Source organism: Bradyrhizobium sp. 195 (assembly GCF_023101665.1).
Lineage (GTDB): Bacteria > Pseudomonadota > Alphaproteobacteria > Rhizobiales > Xanthobacteraceae > Bradyrhizobium.
Genome location: NZ_CP082161.1, coordinates 6,067,438 through 6,080,674 on the forward strand (window position 1 = coordinate 6,067,438; position 13,237 = coordinate 6,080,674).

The following is a 13,237-nucleotide window of genomic DNA, read 5'->3' on the forward strand; positions in this document are numbered from 1 at the left end:
ACCCACTGCAATTGTTCAGCGCAGCCACTTTCCCGAGCCGCGTCCACCATAAACGCCCTTGTAGCGCGCAGGTTTCAGCAGAGGCTCGAAGATCTTGGCCGTCGGAATTTTCAGGATGGACAATGGATACGCTCGCTCGCCCTAGGGCAGTCCGATTCTGCCGGTGCTTTGCCCGAAGTGTCAAACGATCAACCGTAAATTCCGAATCGAGATTTCCGCAAGCTCAAACGTTGCTGGCTGCCGGATCGCCGTCGACGGCGTTGTCCGGACGCACGATGACGCGCTCGACCCGGTGGATGGATTCCACTGCGCCCTCTTCGCCGCTCTCGATCGGCTGCGCTGACTTACCCCAGCCGCGATCCAGGATGGCATTGGCCGCAGAGAGACGCACGGCGGGCGTCGCATCGTCGCTGCGCATGATGCCGACGAGAACCTTCAGGGCCGTCCTGGTGTGGCTACGCGCCAGCGAGCGGATTTCGGTCAGGGTCCGCGCCCTGGACGTTTTCCTGGCCGCCGGCGGTCGGGACGGCTCGCTTGCGAGCTCGCTTGCGATTTCCTCATTCATGACAACGTCTCCCACAGCACGATTGCGACCAGACCCGCGAGCGCGAGCGATATCAGATAGGCGGTCATCGTCCCTCCCAGAAAAGAAAATGCGCGGCAGATCGCGTCAAGCGAAGCGCGATCGTTTCGGGCGCGAACCCTATCTCCGTGTCTTCCGGAGACCGCAGCGGCGCGGGCAATTGGCCCTGCGCCGCGGGCCGGCACGTTCGCGCGTGCACGGCCAGCAATGGTTCGGACGGCGGCGCGCCGATCGGCGCTCCAAGGTTTGACGAGTGCGTGGCCGCAATGCGCCGCCGCCGTCCGATTCAGAAATCGAAACGAAAAGACCCGCGGCGGACGTTGTCCGCGCGGGTGAACCAAACTCGTCTCGATGAATGTCATCATGCCGGAGTGTTGCCCGACGTGTCAAAGCCAAGTTGAATGAGCCTGTGTTGAGCAGGCCTGTGTTGAATGAAGAAGCCCGCTGCAGATTTCTCCGCGCGGGCTGAACCAAACGTCTTTCGATGATGCAATTCTGCCAGTGTTTTGCCCGACGTGTCAAACGAACTTGCAGACGCGTCGAAAGTTAGCCGATCGGGAGGACGGTCCATGACACCCAAGACGACGTTACAGCAGACATCGCGTAGCCTGCCCGGAGACGAGCCGCGCCGCGACAAAAAGCGCGAGATGCAGGACCGGATCATCGAAGATTCCGGCGAGACCGGGGACAGTGGTCGCGATCTCGAGCACGGCGAAGGCGGCACCATCAGCCTTCCCGAAAAGCCCGGCGATTTGTCGAAGGACGATTAGGCTCGCCGGAACCTACCCGCCAGGGGGCGCGTTGATTCCTTCGTTGGAAGGAACGTTCGCGCGATGAGCCACACTGTACTGGTCGTTGATGACGATCCCGCCGTCCTCGATGTGATCATCGGCATGCTGGAAGATCTCGGCTGCGAGGTGGTCAGCGCCCAAAGCGGCCCGGACGCACTCGATCGGCTCGAGCAGTACAAGGAGATCTCCATCCTCATCACTGATATCAACATGCCCGGCATGGATGGCCATGAACTGGCCGAGCTGGCAAAGCGAGCCCGTCCGGAGCTGAAGGTGCTGCAACTGTCGGGTCGCGAGCCCCGGCGCGACGGCCTGCCGATGATCCGGAAGCCGTTCTCGTTCGAGGAACTCGCCGACGTCATGCAGCGAACCGCCGGCATTCGCTGAATCTGCAAAACAAAACCCGCAGCGGGCATCTCCCGGCGCGGGCTGAACCAAACTCATTTCGATGATGCCATTATGCCGGTGTGTTGCCCGACGTGTCAACGCGGCGAGCGCGGAAGAGCAAGCCCCTCCTCCCAACTCAATATGTGGTGCGCAACGGGCTTGCTTCAAGTCCCCGCCTCTGCCGTAGAACCCCCGACCCAACAACAAGCCGAGGGGTCACGACATGCCTGTACTGCTTCCCAATTCCCATTCGCGCGGCCGAACGGAGCGAACCCGCGTGAGGAACCCGGCACGGAGCGAGCACGCCGTCGTGATTGCCGGCGGCGGCCCGACCGGGCTGATGCTGGCCGCCGAGCTCGCGCTCGCCGAGGTCGACGTTGCCGTCGTCGAACGGCGCCCGGATCAGGCGATTGTCGAGACGCGCGCCGGCGGTCTGCACGCGCGCACCATCGAGATCCTCGATCAGCGCGGCGTCGCCGAGCGCTTCCTGCGCGAAGGAAAGATCGTCCAGCTCGCCGGCTTCGCCTGGACCAAACTCGACATCAGCGACCTCCCCACAAGGCACGCTTACGGGCTCGCGCTGCGGCAGACCCACATCGAGCGCATCCTGGCCGATTGGGCCATGGAGCTCGCGATCCCCTTCTATCGGAATCGCGAGGTCACTGGCTTTGCGCAGGACGAGACTGGCGTCGACGTGACGCTGTCCGGCGGCGAGACGCTGCGCGCAAATTACCTGGTCGGCTGCGATGGCGGTCGCAGCCTGGTGCGCAAGACCGCGGGCATCGATTTCGCCGGCTCCGATCCGACGCTCAGCAACCTCATGGCCGAGGTCGAGATGCGCGAGGAGCCGGAATTCGGCTTGCGCCACGACGCGCTCGGCTTCCACGGCCTCAGCAAGACCGAGAGCGGCCGCGTGCTGGTCGTCGTGACCGAAGCAACCCTCGAGCGCACCGCTTCGCCCACCCAGCGCGACCTCAGCGACGCGCTCGTGGCCGTGTACGGCACCGATTTCGGTCTGCAAAACCCGGCGTGGATCTCCCGCTTCACCGATGCGGCGCGGCAGGCCGTGTCCTATCGCAGCGGGCGCGTGCTGCTCGCCGGCGATGCCGCGCATATCCATCACTCCGTCGGCGGGCAAGGCCTCAACATCGGCGTGCAGGACGCCGTCAATCTCGGCTGGAAGCTGGCGCAGGTGGTCAACCGCGTCTCGCCCGACAGCCTGCTCGACACCTACCATGCCGAACGCCATCCGGTGGCTGCGCGCTTGCTGAAAAACACCATGGCGCAAATCGCGCTGCTCCGCCGCGGCGACAACGGCCGCAAGGCCGCGCGCGACACCATCGCCGAACTGCTCGGCATGGACGAGCCGCGCAAACGTTTCGGTGCGATGATGAGCGGGCTCGACATCCGCTATGATCTTGGCGAAGGACACGCGCTGCTGGGGCGGCGCATGCCAGATCTCGATGTGACGGTCGAAGGACGGAAGTTGAACCTTTTCACGCTGCTGCACGGCGCGCGGGGTGTGTTGCTCGATTTTGACAGGGCCGACGGCATCGACGTGGCGCCGTGGACGGATCGCATCGATGTCGTCGACGCCACCTATGAGGGCCCATGGGAGCTTCCCGCTATCGGACAGGTCACCGCGCCCGGCGCCGTGCTGGTGCGGCCCGACGGGTACGTGGCGTGGGTCGGAGACGGAAGCCAAGGCGGGTTAGAGGATGCGCTGACGCGCTGGTTTGGATCGGCTGCCAAGTAGTTCAGCTTCGGCGCAAAACCACGCGGCTTAGAATCCGGACCTTCGTGCGGTCGCTAATCGAAGGCGCGCCGGTCCCGGCAAACGAAAAGCCCGCGACGGATTGCTCCGCGCGGGCCGAACCGAACTCTTTCGATGATGCTATTCTGCCAGTGTTTTGCCCGACGTGTCAAACTCACGCGCCGCAGCCGTCCACTCCCTTCAGGGGTGCCCAAGCAAAAGCACCGCGAGAAGCGTGGCAGAAAGCAACGCCAGCCAGATCAGCGAAACAACAATAGAGGCGAAGTGCCAATCTATATCGCCGCGTCTGGCCCGCATTCTTGTCTCTCCGCAGCAGTCATGCTCGGCAACTCAGCGGTCCTTGTCGGGTTTACCGTTAGGACTGCCGTCATAGCCGCCGTTGCCTTTGCCATTGTTGCCGTGATGGTGATGATGGACACCGCGCCCGCCAGAGTGCGCAATCGCGTTGGAAGTCAAGGACGTCGAGAGCAAGAGTGTAATTGTCGGCGGCGTCACCGCCGCGAACTTGCCGCAGGTCTTCAAGAACTCCCGACGGTCGTCGTGTTGGTCTGGCATGGCTTCCTCCAAATGGTAAAGGCAATTAAATAGTATTAAATAAATTAAATCAATTGAATTTTGTTCCTAATTAATTCGGGAGAAGGCCGTTTCGAATGACCCATTCGACACGGCGGCCGGCGCTCGCGGCAACCGGGGTCAATTCTCACAGCCACTCTGCCAGTGGAACCGTAAGCGCGTAGGGAGAATGCAGTGTTCCGCACCCGGAAAATGCCATGCGGAATGTCGCGTATGGCAGCGGGTACAAAATTAATCGCCGTTTCCGCGATTCACATTTGCAATCGCGGGAACTGAAGATGATCGCAATTCTGATCGGCCGCTCTGGTTTCGATCCGGTGCGGAAAAGCGGCCTCGGCATCGAGCCAGAAACCTCCAGATGCCGGGGCCGTCGTAATGTTCACAATTGGACCGTAGTGCCGGGAGGCCGGATGTATAGTCGCGTTGCTGACTTGCGCCAACGTCTCGAAGCGCTTGCTTCCAAGCTTTCCGAATTGGAAGAGATTCGACACAAAGTAGCCCAGGCCGAAGATGAGGCTCGCACAAGGCAGGGAGCCAGCTTGACGAGAGATCGGCTGAATCTGGCGGCAAGAAAACAGGCATAAGGGATAATTGAGGGACCGGCAATTGCTCGCCGCCCTCGCGTCAACGGACCAGCAGGCTCTGGTTCGGGTGCGATCATGGAAAAACAGCAACTCACGAGTATGTCCATCGATGAATTGTGGGCCCTCCACACAGACGTCGATGAGATTATCGCCGCAAGGATAGTCGCTAAAAAGGCAGAGCTCGAAGCGCGGCTTGCGCAACTGCAACAGCCGACTAAAGTCATAGTTGATCAGCGCTCTACCTAGGCTTGGCAGACTTTGTTAGCGGCCCCTCCCTTCAAGAGCGCGGATCGCCCTGGTGTGCCCACTAAGGCGGGCGAACCACTCCGCGAAGGGGTAGCGCCAGTTGAAGGGCAAATGGCCGCGAAGCGTTGGCTTCCACGAAGGCCTGTAAGGCCGGAGTGATCTCGGCGTCCTCAGCGACAGCTTCCGCCAATTCATCGGCGATCTCGCTGGTCGCGTCGCGCGCGTAACCTTCGATCGCATTGAACACGACGATGCGGACCGGATAGGTGTATTGGCCTGACAGCAAGTCGCGGACGATGGTGTCGCGGTCGGTGTCTTGCTCGTCTGTCTCGCGCCAAGCGCATCCGGCACGCGCGCCAAAGTCCTCAAGCACCAGATAGATGTCCCGGTCGAGGCGATCAGTCGGGACGATCGATGGCGATGAACGCATACGCATACTCCGAAACTACGCGTGGGCGGCGAGACGGCCCCGGCTGGCAGGGGGGCTTGGGGGGTATGGCCGGGGCCGCTCCGCCAGCTCGGCGGCGAGCCGGCACCAAACCAATCCGTCGCGACAGCCGCAGTTCCGGAGTTGAGGGGATTCTTGCGAGGGTAAAGGCGCACAGGGCATTAAAAAGGGGCTATCTCGCGATAGCCCCTTGCCGGTTGAAATTGTTGTTGGGATCAAATGCCAGCCCCGGCCTGCGCAGTTCTACCTAGATGGCGTAGAATGTGGAGTCCGGGAAACTGCGGTGTCCGCTAGAGGAACGCTCAGGGTCCGCTCTGCCTGAGGAAGCGGCATCAGCGCCCAGCTTGCGCTCGATCTTCTTCCGGCTGCTGCCCACCTTCTTGACCGCCTTCTTCACCGCCGAGGCCGAGCGGCCTGTCTTCTTTGCCTCGTAGCCAACCGGCGTACGCTACTCTGAATCAGTCCTCACTCCGGCGGAAGCAACGGCCGTATCCAACGCGAGAACCACTCTTCGGCGTCCTTGCGCGGATTGCCTGGACCATCCACTCCGAAGATCGGCGGCGGAATGAGGTAGCTCGGCTCGTCGGCGAACGCGCCGATCGGGCTGCTAGGCTGCGATTGCCGGGCAGCAGCGGTCGGCACGGTCCAGCTGCCGAACCGCTCGTTGAACTCAGTGGATGGCAGATACGGGATCGGCGCACTTCCCGATGTGAATACGCTGCCCGCGTTGGACTCGTTGACCCGGGCCAGGCGCCGAACGTCTTCGGGCGCGACTGATCCTGCGGCAGGCGTGGGCGCAACTTGAGGCAGATGCTCGGCAGGCATAGTGCCGCTTGGCGTGCTCGCCCAATTGCCGAAGCGATCTACGAACGTACTGGCATGTTCTGGTTTGGGAGAATTGTCTTCAACCAGCCATCCGGGCGCAAGCCCGAGAGAACTACCGCCTGCCCGAGGGGCAGGATTGCTCGGGGCAAATGGATCGTATGGAGTCGTGCCGGTAGAGAAGACGCCTTTGCCGGTTATCCCAGCGCCGCTCTCCGCACCGGAAGCGCGAGCCGGCACCGTCCCTGCGAGCCCCATAGCGCCTAACATTCCCAGCAACGGGAGCAGCTGCGGAGCGACCACCCCAAGCGCAGCGACTGCTGCGACACCATACAGCGCGTTAGGCGGCGTGGCGGCCGAAGGAGGATCCGGATCTAGGATCGGGGAGCGCTCGAAAAACGGCAGCGGAGCCCCGCTAGCCGGATCGAACCTGAGGACCAGCGGATCTTGAGGGGGCACCGTGGTGGGAGGTAGCGCCCCAAAGCCTCGGGGATCAGCAGCACGCAAACCGGGAAGCCCATAAGTTTGAGGCGGACCCGGCGTCAATCCTTCCGGTCGATCCAAATCTTCAGGTAAAGGCGGAATAAAGGGTGGGACCCGTGTATCAATGACTGGAGGAATGAGGCCAGGCCGGTCGGGAACAGGTTCAACGGCTTCGAAGTGCTGCGAAATAGGTGAATCAGTGCGTCCCTCCCGCGAGTATCGCCTTATGATCGCTAACTTGTCTGCGAGACTGAGAGTCCCGTCAGGAAGGAGGATGGGAGCACGCAGAGCGCCTCGCCATTGGCTGGCAGCATGAAGTTGATCAACAGTGTCCTGCATCTGCCGAATGCTGTCGCGATTCTCTTCGGCATATGTTTTCCAATTTGCATGCCAGTCATCGATCTGCCTGTTCGCGCCCTCGGGCGTCATTCCCGAAGGCGTATTGGTAAGCAAATGCCCCCTCGCCAACGCGTGCTTGGCAGCTGCAAGAAAGCTGCTCATCTCGGCATCCAATTGATCAACAGCAGCCGTATCGCCTTCCTCAGCGACGGCGAAAGATGGGTGCGACTGGAGCCCCTCGAGAAATTTGCAGAACATCTTGTTGTAGCTCGCAAGATGCCCTCCTGTATGAGGGCTTGATCCTAACTCTCGAGCAGCTTCCTGACTTGATGGAAGATCGATCAAATTCTTGATGCCATGAAGGTTGAAACGATTGCCCAAGACCTTGAGTGTGAAGTGGCCAGCAAGGCTCTGTGGCAAGATGTGATGGATCTGGAACATGCTAGCCTCTTGCGTTGCGCCAAGGCATGAATCAGCGCGGCACCAGAGGTCGGTGCCCGCATGCGAGTGGAGGAAACTAAATTGTCAGACTTGATTGCTCGGCCCTGCTGTCGGGCGAGGCGGCAGCTGATAACCAGCAATGCCTTCGAGGCGCCATGCAATTGCTCGATGCGAGGCTTCGCATGAGCAGCCAGGAAACGCCTGGCCGAAGAATGGCAATAAAAAAAGCTCGCGATATCTCGCGAGCCCGACTTCTCTAGACCATACTATTCTGCCGGTGTTTTGCCCGACGTGTCAACGAGCAGCCACGACAACGGACGCAGCAAAAGACCTGACACCATCCTGCCGATGAAACGCGGCTGGACACGAAGCTCTTGCCTCTGATCGGCGGATCTCTCGACGAAAGATTTCAAGATCGACAACGCGGCGCATCAGTTCAATACTTGGTCGCATCGGTAAATCCGATGCCTTTCATGCCCGCCTCCTTGCACGCATCCTTAGCGACCTGGTCGCAGACTATCGTGGGATAGAAGAGAAGCCTGAAGATATGAGCCGCCCCGACACTATCCTCTTTGAAGACGAGGCTGCTTCTTCCCCTCAGATTGTAAACTTTGCGGCCGGGCGTGGGATATTCGATCTCAAGAACCGATTTCGCTTCATCGACGGCATCGAGGACCCGAACGACATCACACAGCCAATAAGTTGGTGCCGCACGGCCGTCTCGGGAACGTGTCTCGCATCTGACAAAACGAACGCCCTCCATATCCAATGCTTCAAGAAGGCTCTTCATACGGTCCGAAACGAGACGGTAGTCGTGAAAGAGCTCCCAGTCCGCGGGAGCGCGGCCGAGAGATTTGTCGATCACAAGTCGCGGTGGTTCAGGGAAAGGCACGAAGCCTCGCCCCGGTGGTGGAATGAGTACCTGGCGTCCGCCTGCGAGAACTGCGAGATTCTCCATCTCCCATCCCGGCGCCGTTTGAAACCGAGCCAGACCGACGACATAGAACCTTCGAGCCTTCGCCTTACCCCGGCGCCTCTCTGGAGGAGAACCAACCATCAGTCTTCTCTCGTTACACGTAGGTCTAGCACAGCCTGGCGCGGTGTGCCGACGCCGCCCATTTACACGGAATCATCAGTACAGCAAAAAACCGACAGCCCCCCAAACACCTCGGAGTTCTTGTAACGAACCTGGATGCGCTCGCTCGCGCTTGCCCCGATCGTGTCGCCGTCCTTCACGACGCTGCCATGCTCGATCAGATACACGGACAGTCCCGCCACCTTGTCGAACAAGGCCGGAAGCGTGAGCTTGCCGGTCACGAACTCGATCTCACGGCCGACGAATGCCGATAGTCCCATCGTGACCGCGCCGATCTTGGCACCTGAGCCGAACGGCAGAATGTCGACCCATAGCCCCAAGGGATAGCCGGGATACGGTGCGAAAGAATCGCGGGACGTTTCGAGCCAGAGATCCGCGGGCCGCGCGACACGGCCGGCCCACACCACACCGCAGCACTCCGGCATCGTCGCAATCAACGCACCGATGACTGCGGTCGTGACGCGCGCGGCGACCAGCGGCTGCTCACCCTTTCCGAGCATCGATACAATCAAATGACCTCGATGCCGGGCGGCCACGGCCTTGCTCTCCGGCCACGTCGTGGCAGCGCGCGCCCACAGTCCCTGATCGTCCGGGACGGGTGCCGGCATCGACATGACGGCAACGAGCTCTTTGCCGCAGCGAATGAGCGGCGAGTTTGCCTGCGCCTTCGCACGACCGTCGTCCATCGCCTCCGTTGCCAGCTCCGGATGTCGGGCGTGAAGGACCTTGGCGACCGCAGACATGTCCGGCGTTACGGGATTGTTCAATAGGACCAAAGAAAGAATCGAGTTACTCATCAACTGACCCGCGGAAATGACGGACGAATTCGACTTTGCTGTTCGCCCAGAGGTTGAAATAGCGTTATGAATAGAACAAATCAAGAACAATGTCAATCGACGTTCTTGCCTTCTGTTGAAGCTCAACAGGGGTTTCGGCCTGGAGCTGGGCGGGAGACCCCATCTCGATCAACTGCGGCGCGGCGGCGGGACACTATCGTGCGCCAAGCTAAAGCGCACAGCCTCGAGACCGGAAGCGGCGCCGTTCGAGCCCGCGCCGGCTCTGTACCGCGAGCGTGGCTTTGTGGACGGCGAGGCTTTCGTTCGATGACCGGCCGATCGCGTTCACCAATTCCTGCCCCTCGCACCTCAGACCAGAGCAAGCATGGTGACGACGCAGCCCGTCACCCGGCGTCCTCGTCCGACTGCCCCTCCTTCGGAGGCACGTCCATCGTCTTGCGTCCCAGGAATGTATCGGGTGGCGGCTGCTTCAAAAGCTCGCGGGCTTCGCGCACGATCTGGCGCATGTATTCTGTCTGGTCATGGTCGACAGACGTCGGCCGATATACCGGCATCGGTGTGCTCCCTGGCATTGCAGGCGGGAGCACGCTGGGTCTCTCAGCCACCGACGCCTACGGGCAGAGCCTCGGCCGGTGATGATCGTAAACTACCACAGGTCGTCTCGGTTCCAGAGCGAATAGTTCATCATCTGCCGCAGCATGAGTAAGCGGCTCAAACCGCTCAACTCGTGCAACACCAACGAAGATTCTTTCGTCCACCGTATCAAAAGATACAGACTCGCCGCCGCCGCAGGCCTAGCCTTCATCCGTCACCGCAAGGCTCTTGGTATCGGTCGGTGATGAGAACGCCAATTGCGCTCCCGCCTCCTCCAACGAGGGAGCACGCCATGCTGAAGCGGCGTCGTTTCAAACAGACTACGACACTCAACGAAAGACTCGCCGACGAAGCCATACGCTGCCGCGAGGAAGCGCGCCGGCTGGCGCCGGGACGCCGCCGCGAGATGCTGCTGCGCCGGGCGCGGCAGGACGAGACCGCCATGCAGATCGATGCCTGGCTGCGCTCGCCCGGCCTGAGGGCGCCGACATGAGCCAGCAATATCGCGCCTACCTCGTCGGCGAGAACGGCGTCTTCCGCTCCGCCGAAGCATTCGAGGCCTCGTCCGACGAGTCCGCTCTCACCTTCGCGCAGCAGTTCACGCGGCACGGCAAGGTGGAGGTATGGCAGCTCGGCCGCAAGATCGCCGTGCTGGACTCGGAGCAGTCCCAGCCGCCGCCGCCGCCCGCGCGATCCCGGCCGACACTGACGCGTCAATGATCGCGTGAGCGCGATCGCGACGTGAGACTGTCGATCTCGAAGCTGAACTTCACCTGCATGATTGGCCCGTTGGCGTCGCGAACGTCGATCGCCATCTGTTGCCTGCCGCCGGTGGGCGACGCAGACAAGACGGCGTCGCGCGCCATGTCGGCAATCGATTTGGCGGCCTCGGCCCGAACCGCGCGCGGGCTGGACAATTCCAGTCCCTCCTCGTCCAGCGCAATTCCCTTGTCGTCGCGAAGGTCAAAGTAATATCGGGGCATGTCCGTATCCTTTGCCCTATTAGGCACGGGGCAAATAAAAGTTTCCAGCGGGCCGAAAAATTCTCCTGAATCCAATGGGTTCCGGGAACGCAACTCCGGCGCGATCGGGCGCGGTTGCGCAGCCTTACTCCTCCGCAAGCTTGCGCTCGATATAGGCATCCACCGTCTCGGCGAACGAGCGCTGCACACCGACCGCCACATCATGCTGATCGAGCGCGTAGCGCTGGAGCACGCGCAGGCCACGCCCGCGGGCGCTGAGCGGCGCCGTGTTCAGAAACTGGTCGATGGCGCCCTTGGCGAGCGGGATGGCCTTGGGATCGCCCCTGGCGATCAGGAGCCGCAACAGGCTCTGGCATTCGGCCAAACCGGGCATGGCTTTGAGCCTCTCAACGTTGCTGCGATGTCGGCTTCGGCCGCTTCACAGGCTGGGTGTGGGTGCCGAACAGTGCCAGCAGAAACGCGACTTCTTCCTTCGAACCGATCTGGATCATGATGATCTCCTTTTCGCTTCGTTGGTCGAGGCCCGGGCGCGCCGAGTTCAGGACAATCGGGTTTCAGCACTGTTTCAGGCGCGTTTCGTCGCGTCTTGGTGCACTAGTGGCATGAAATAAGGCTTGCCAGCCCCCGCGGAGATGCGCTCCCTCTCCCGCTTGCGGGAGAGGGTTGGGGAGAGGGTGTTTCCACAATGGGACAACCCCAAGAGGAGATAGCCCTCACCCGCCTTCGGCGCGACCTCTCCCCCGCGTCATGGCAATCGAAACCGCCGGCCGGCTAGCCAAAAGCCCGCGCGGATTGCTCCACGCGGGCTTTCGCTTGCCGCTTGCGCGGCCTCCCTCGAAAGCTCGGCGCCGTGGTCCACGACGCCGATTGTTGCCTCAGTGCATGTGGCCGATCAGATAAACGCCACCGCCCTCAGTTCGTCGTGCAGACCTTGACGGTCTTCATGCCGGCCTCGGCTTCGGACCGCGTCTTGTAAACGGTGTCGCCGCTGACGACTGTCGTTTCGGTGGTCGTCGGCTTCGATTCCGTGATCGTGCACTTCTTGGTCTTGATGTCCTGCACCACGTAGAACGACTGCGCGAACGCAGGCGCCGCAAACGACGTCAACACCGCAGCGGCAATGATGGTCTTGATGTTCATCGTGTCCTCCTCCAGCAGCCCGGTCATCCGGATCTGTCTTCTACAAACATCAAAAATTGCCACTTGTTCCCGGTCTCGCGCGCGAACCAACCGCGACCTCCAACCTTGACGCGCGGCGCGGAGGGTTCGATGCTGGATCTGAGACTCGCGACGACGTCGCTGGCCATGCCGATTGCGTTGCTCTCCGTGGCGCTGGCCGAGCCGGCCAAAAATCAAGCCCGGCCTGCTGTTCAAGGCGCCGCTGAGGCTCGCCCGATCCGCGTCATCCTTCCGGCCCTCTGGGAGCCTGCGAGGACGCAGGCGCAAGCCCAGGCAGTCAAGTGAGGCGGCGCGAAGGTTGCCGTTTGGTCATGGGAACTCCCAGTCTTTTCGCCAGCCGTTTCACCTTGCATTCATAGGCACGCCCTTAAACCTGCGACCGACGAAACGGCATGTAGGCAGGACCATGTCCTTTGACCCGATGGCCGCTGCGGTCGACTGGCTTGATGCCTACCGCGCCGGCGATATCGACACTGTCCTTGGAATGTACGCCGACGACGCGGTGATCCATTGCGCCTGCGGCGGCATGAAGACGAGCTCGGGCAAGGACGGCCGGCGCGCCTATTGGCGCGACCGCCTCACCAGATATCCCGCGTCCGGCCTCGACAATCTGCAACCGTCCGGAGAGACGGCGGTGGTCTCGTACGTCGCGCGCGGCGGCATCGTCAGCGCGAGCCTGACCTTCGATGCCTCCGGAAAGATCGCCACCCACGTCTGCGGTCCGCAAAACTAGGACGCATGCTCCGTGTTGTCTTCGCGACAGGACGTGGCCGATTCGCCTGAACTGAGGGCCGTTGCAGAGGTCTCGATCTCCCCTCTTCGTCTAACACCGGGAAAAAGTGGAAACTTTCCGGAAAGCGTTGAGTTGGCAGGGACTGGTTTTCGGTGCCGGAGAGTGAGCATGGTCGACGAAGCCGTCTTGAAGAACGCAACGGAGATCGCATGGACGGTGTACCGGGCACGGCATCCTGACGTCGATGCACAGGACAGCCGGCGCTGCCTGCTCGAACGCCACCTGCACCGGACCTGGGAAGAGCGCAAGAGCGATACCGAAGAACTCGCCAGCTTGGGGATGGCGTATCTGCATCGGCTTCCCCGAGACGAATGTTGACGACCA

General features: G+C 61.6%; 21 protein-coding genes and 2 pseudogenes. 10 read left to right on the forward strand and 13 right to left on the reverse strand.

Annotated features, from left to right (window positions below; translation table 11 throughout):
• Positions 1–27: 27 nt before the first annotated feature.
• The 3 genes and pseudogenes from IVB26_RS43235 to IVB26_RS28340 all read right to left on the reverse strand — a co-directional run.
• Positions 28–123: pseudogene (locus IVB26_RS43235) on the reverse strand (PBSX family phage terminase large subunit); the annotation flags it as partial.
• A gap of 100 nt (positions 124–223) precedes the next feature.
• The gene (locus IVB26_RS28335) at positions 224–565 is read right to left on the reverse strand and encodes a hypothetical protein (RefSeq protein ID WP_247968396.1); all 342 of its coding nucleotides are present in this window, start codon (positions 563–565) and stop codon (positions 224–226) included.
• A complete protein-coding gene (locus IVB26_RS28340; protein ID WP_247968397.1) occupies positions 562–948 on the reverse strand; it encodes a hypothetical protein in 387 nt (128 codons plus the stop codon). Before IVB26_RS28340 ends, IVB26_RS28335 begins: the two co-directional genes overlap by 4 nt.
• A 204-nt stretch (positions 949–1,152) precedes the next feature.
• On the opposite strand from IVB26_RS28340, the gene IVB26_RS28345 reads away from it, so the two are divergent.
• The 3 genes from IVB26_RS28345 to IVB26_RS28355 all read left to right on the forward strand — a co-directional run bounded on the left by IVB26_RS28345 (position 1,153) and on the right by IVB26_RS28355 (position 3,517).
• Positions 1,153–1,353, forward strand: coding sequence for a hypothetical protein (locus IVB26_RS28345; protein ID WP_247968398.1), 201 nt, complete (start codon positions 1,153–1,155; stop codon positions 1,351–1,353).
• Between the two features lie 63 nt (positions 1,354–1,416).
• Entirely contained in the window at positions 1,417–1,761 is a 345-nt protein-coding gene (locus tag IVB26_RS28350; protein WP_247968399.1) for a response regulator, read from the forward strand.
• A 223-nt stretch (positions 1,762–1,984) separates the two neighbouring features.
• Entirely contained in the window at positions 1,985–3,517 is a 1,533-nt protein-coding gene (locus tag IVB26_RS28355) for an FAD-dependent monooxygenase (protein WP_247968400.1), read from the forward strand.
• Between the two features lie 348 nt (positions 3,518–3,865).
• On the opposite strand, the gene IVB26_RS28360 is transcribed toward IVB26_RS28355, so the two are convergent.
• The gene (locus IVB26_RS28360; protein WP_247968401.1) at positions 3,866–4,090 is read right to left on the reverse strand and encodes a hypothetical protein; all 225 of its coding nucleotides are present in this window, start codon (positions 4,088–4,090) and stop codon (positions 3,866–3,868) included.
• A gap of 215 nt (positions 4,091–4,305) precedes the next feature.
• On the opposite strand from IVB26_RS28360, the gene IVB26_RS28365 reads away from it, so the two are divergent.
• Together IVB26_RS28365 and IVB26_RS28370 are read left to right on the forward strand one after the other, a co-directional pair.
• The gene (locus IVB26_RS28365) at positions 4,306–4,692 is read left to right on the forward strand and encodes a hypothetical protein (protein ID WP_247968402.1); all 387 of its coding nucleotides are present in this window, start codon (positions 4,306–4,308) and stop codon (positions 4,690–4,692) included.
• 75 nt (positions 4,693–4,767) lie between these two features.
• Positions 4,768–4,938 carry a hypothetical protein gene (locus IVB26_RS28370; RefSeq protein WP_247968403.1) on the forward strand — a complete coding sequence of 57 codons (171 nt, stop codon included), beginning with the start codon at positions 4,768–4,770 and terminating at the stop codon, positions 4,936–4,938.
• Between the two features lie 61 nt (positions 4,939–4,999).
• Here the strand turns inward: IVB26_RS28370 and IVB26_RS28375 are convergent, their stop codons facing one another.
• The 6 genes and pseudogenes from IVB26_RS28375 to IVB26_RS28400 all read right to left on the reverse strand — a co-directional run bounded on the left by IVB26_RS28375 (position 5,000) and on the right by IVB26_RS28400 (position 9,918).
• A complete protein-coding gene (locus IVB26_RS28375) occupies positions 5,000–5,368 on the reverse strand; it encodes a hypothetical protein (RefSeq protein ID WP_247968404.1) in 369 nt (122 codons plus the stop codon).
• A gap of 355 nt (positions 5,369–5,723) precedes the next feature.
• A pseudogene (locus tag IVB26_RS28380) lies at positions 5,724–5,825 on the reverse strand (DUF3606 domain-containing protein); the annotation flags it as partial.
• Positions 5,826–5,851: 26 nt separating this feature from the next.
• Complete coding sequence (locus IVB26_RS28385; protein ID WP_247968405.1) at positions 5,852–7,471, reverse strand: AHH domain-containing protein; 1,620 nt, start codon at positions 7,469–7,471, stop codon at positions 5,852–5,854.
• A 436-nt stretch (positions 7,472–7,907) separates the two neighbouring features.
• The gene (locus IVB26_RS28390) at positions 7,908–8,429 is read right to left on the reverse strand and encodes an imm11 family protein (RefSeq protein WP_247968406.1); all 522 of its coding nucleotides are present in this window, start codon (positions 8,427–8,429) and stop codon (positions 7,908–7,910) included.
• Positions 8,430–8,590: 161 nt separating this feature from the next.
• The gene (locus IVB26_RS28395; RefSeq protein ID WP_247968407.1) at positions 8,591–9,490 is read right to left on the reverse strand and encodes a DUF4261 domain-containing protein; all 900 of its coding nucleotides are present in this window, start codon (positions 9,488–9,490) and stop codon (positions 8,591–8,593) included.
• A 257-nt stretch (positions 9,491–9,747) separates the two neighbouring features.
• The gene (locus tag IVB26_RS28400; RefSeq protein WP_247968408.1) at positions 9,748–9,918 is read right to left on the reverse strand and encodes a hypothetical protein; all 171 of its coding nucleotides are present in this window, start codon (positions 9,916–9,918) and stop codon (positions 9,748–9,750) included.
• Between the two features lie 332 nt (positions 9,919–10,250).
• On the opposite strand from IVB26_RS28400, the gene IVB26_RS28405 reads away from it, so the two are divergent.
• On the forward strand, positions 10,251–10,451 hold the full coding sequence (locus IVB26_RS28405; RefSeq protein ID WP_247968409.1) for a hypothetical protein: 201 nt from the start codon (positions 10,251–10,253) through the stop codon (positions 10,449–10,451).
• On the forward strand, positions 10,448–10,678 hold the full coding sequence (locus IVB26_RS28410; RefSeq protein ID WP_247968410.1) for a hypothetical protein: 231 nt from the start codon (positions 10,448–10,450) through the stop codon (positions 10,676–10,678). Before IVB26_RS28405 ends, IVB26_RS28410 begins: the two co-directional genes overlap by 4 nt.
• Here IVB26_RS28410 and IVB26_RS28415 read toward each other — a convergent pair.
• The 3 genes from IVB26_RS28415 to IVB26_RS28425 all read right to left on the reverse strand — a co-directional run bounded on the left by IVB26_RS28415 (position 10,672) and on the right by IVB26_RS28425 (position 12,081).
• Positions 10,672–10,941: a DUF6894 family protein gene (locus IVB26_RS28415; RefSeq protein ID WP_247968411.1), complete on the reverse strand. Its 270-nt coding sequence runs from the start codon at positions 10,939–10,941 to the stop codon at positions 10,672–10,674. The two genes, IVB26_RS28410 and IVB26_RS28415, sit on opposite strands and share 7 nt — an antisense overlap.
• Positions 10,942–11,065: 124 nt before the next feature.
• Entirely contained in the window at positions 11,066–11,314 is a 249-nt protein-coding gene (locus tag IVB26_RS28420; protein ID WP_247968412.1) for a hypothetical protein, read from the reverse strand.
• A 539-nt stretch (positions 11,315–11,853) separates the two neighbouring features.
• Positions 11,854–12,081 carry a hypothetical protein gene (locus tag IVB26_RS28425; RefSeq protein WP_247973288.1) on the reverse strand — a complete coding sequence of 76 codons (228 nt, stop codon included), beginning with the start codon at positions 12,079–12,081 and terminating at the stop codon, positions 11,854–11,856.
• A 129-nt stretch (positions 12,082–12,210) separates the two neighbouring features.
• On the opposite strand from IVB26_RS28425, the gene IVB26_RS28430 reads away from it, so the two are divergent.
• The 3 genes from IVB26_RS28430 (at position 12,211) to IVB26_RS28440 (ending at position 13,231) form a co-directional block, all read left to right on the forward strand.
• Positions 12,211–12,405 (forward strand): hypothetical protein, encoded by a 195-nt coding sequence (locus IVB26_RS28430; RefSeq protein WP_247968413.1) that lies wholly within the window; start codon positions 12,211–12,213, stop codon positions 12,403–12,405.
• Between the two features lie 121 nt (positions 12,406–12,526).
• Positions 12,527–12,853: a nuclear transport factor 2 family protein gene (locus tag IVB26_RS28435; RefSeq protein WP_247968414.1), complete on the forward strand. Its 327-nt coding sequence runs from the start codon at positions 12,527–12,529 to the stop codon at positions 12,851–12,853.
• Positions 12,854–13,021: 168 nt separating this feature from the next.
• Complete coding sequence (locus tag IVB26_RS28440; protein WP_247968415.1) at positions 13,022–13,231, forward strand: hypothetical protein; 210 nt, start codon at positions 13,022–13,024, stop codon at positions 13,229–13,231.
• Positions 13,232–13,237: the final 6 nt, after the last annotated feature.

Bases quoted from the DNA above. Each gene is read 5' to 3' on its own strand.
- IVB26_RS28335 (WP_247968396.1), bottom strand. From the start codon at position 565: ATGAATGAGGAAATCGCAAGCGAGCTCGCAAGCGAGCCGTCCCGACCG.
- IVB26_RS28340 (WP_247968397.1), bottom strand. From the start codon at position 948: ATGATGACATTCATCGAGACGAGTTTGGTTCACCCGCGCGGACAACGT.
- IVB26_RS28345 (WP_247968398.1), top strand. From the start codon at position 1,153: ATGACACCCAAGACGACGTTACAGCAGACATCGCGTAGCCTGCCCGGA.
- IVB26_RS28350 (WP_247968399.1), top strand. From the start codon at position 1,417: ATGAGCCACACTGTACTGGTCGTTGATGACGATCCCGCCGTCCTCGAT.
- IVB26_RS28355 (WP_247968400.1), top strand. From the start codon at position 1,985: ATGCCTGTACTGCTTCCCAATTCCCATTCGCGCGGCCGAACGGAGCGA.
- IVB26_RS28360 (WP_247968401.1), bottom strand. From the start codon at position 4,090: ATGCCAGACCAACACGACGACCGTCGGGAGTTCTTGAAGACCTGCGGC.
- IVB26_RS28365 (WP_247968402.1), top strand. From the start codon at position 4,306: ATGCGGAATGTCGCGTATGGCAGCGGGTACAAAATTAATCGCCGTTTC.
- IVB26_RS28370 (WP_247968403.1), top strand. From the start codon at position 4,768: ATGGAAAAACAGCAACTCACGAGTATGTCCATCGATGAATTGTGGGCC.
- IVB26_RS28375 (WP_247968404.1), bottom strand. From the start codon at position 5,368: ATGCGTTCATCGCCATCGATCGTCCCGACTGATCGCCTCGACCGGGAC.
- IVB26_RS28385 (WP_247968405.1), bottom strand. From the start codon at position 7,471: ATGTTCCAGATCCATCACATCTTGCCACAGAGCCTTGCTGGCCACTTC.
- IVB26_RS28390 (WP_247968406.1), bottom strand. From the start codon at position 8,429: ATGGAGAATCTCGCAGTTCTCGCAGGCGGACGCCAGGTACTCATTCCA.
- IVB26_RS28400 (WP_247968408.1), bottom strand. From the start codon at position 9,918: ATGCCGGTATATCGGCCGACGTCTGTCGACCATGACCAGACAGAATAC.
- IVB26_RS28405 (WP_247968409.1), top strand. From the start codon at position 10,251: ATGCTGAAGCGGCGTCGTTTCAAACAGACTACGACACTCAACGAAAGA.
- IVB26_RS28410 (WP_247968410.1), top strand. From the start codon at position 10,448: ATGAGCCAGCAATATCGCGCCTACCTCGTCGGCGAGAACGGCGTCTTC.
- IVB26_RS28415 (WP_247968411.1), bottom strand. From the start codon at position 10,941: ATGCCCCGATATTACTTTGACCTTCGCGACGACAAGGGAATTGCGCTG.
- IVB26_RS28420 (WP_247968412.1), bottom strand. From the start codon at position 11,314: ATGCCCGGTTTGGCCGAATGCCAGAGCCTGTTGCGGCTCCTGATCGCC.
- IVB26_RS28425 (WP_247973288.1), bottom strand. From the start codon at position 12,081: ATGAACATCAAGACCATCATTGCCGCTGCGGTGTTGACGTCGTTTGCG.
- IVB26_RS28430 (WP_247968413.1), top strand. From the start codon at position 12,211: ATGCTGGATCTGAGACTCGCGACGACGTCGCTGGCCATGCCGATTGCG.
- IVB26_RS28435 (WP_247968414.1), top strand. From the start codon at position 12,527: ATGTCCTTTGACCCGATGGCCGCTGCGGTCGACTGGCTTGATGCCTAC.
- IVB26_RS28440 (WP_247968415.1), top strand. From the start codon at position 13,022: ATGGTCGACGAAGCCGTCTTGAAGAACGCAACGGAGATCGCATGGACG.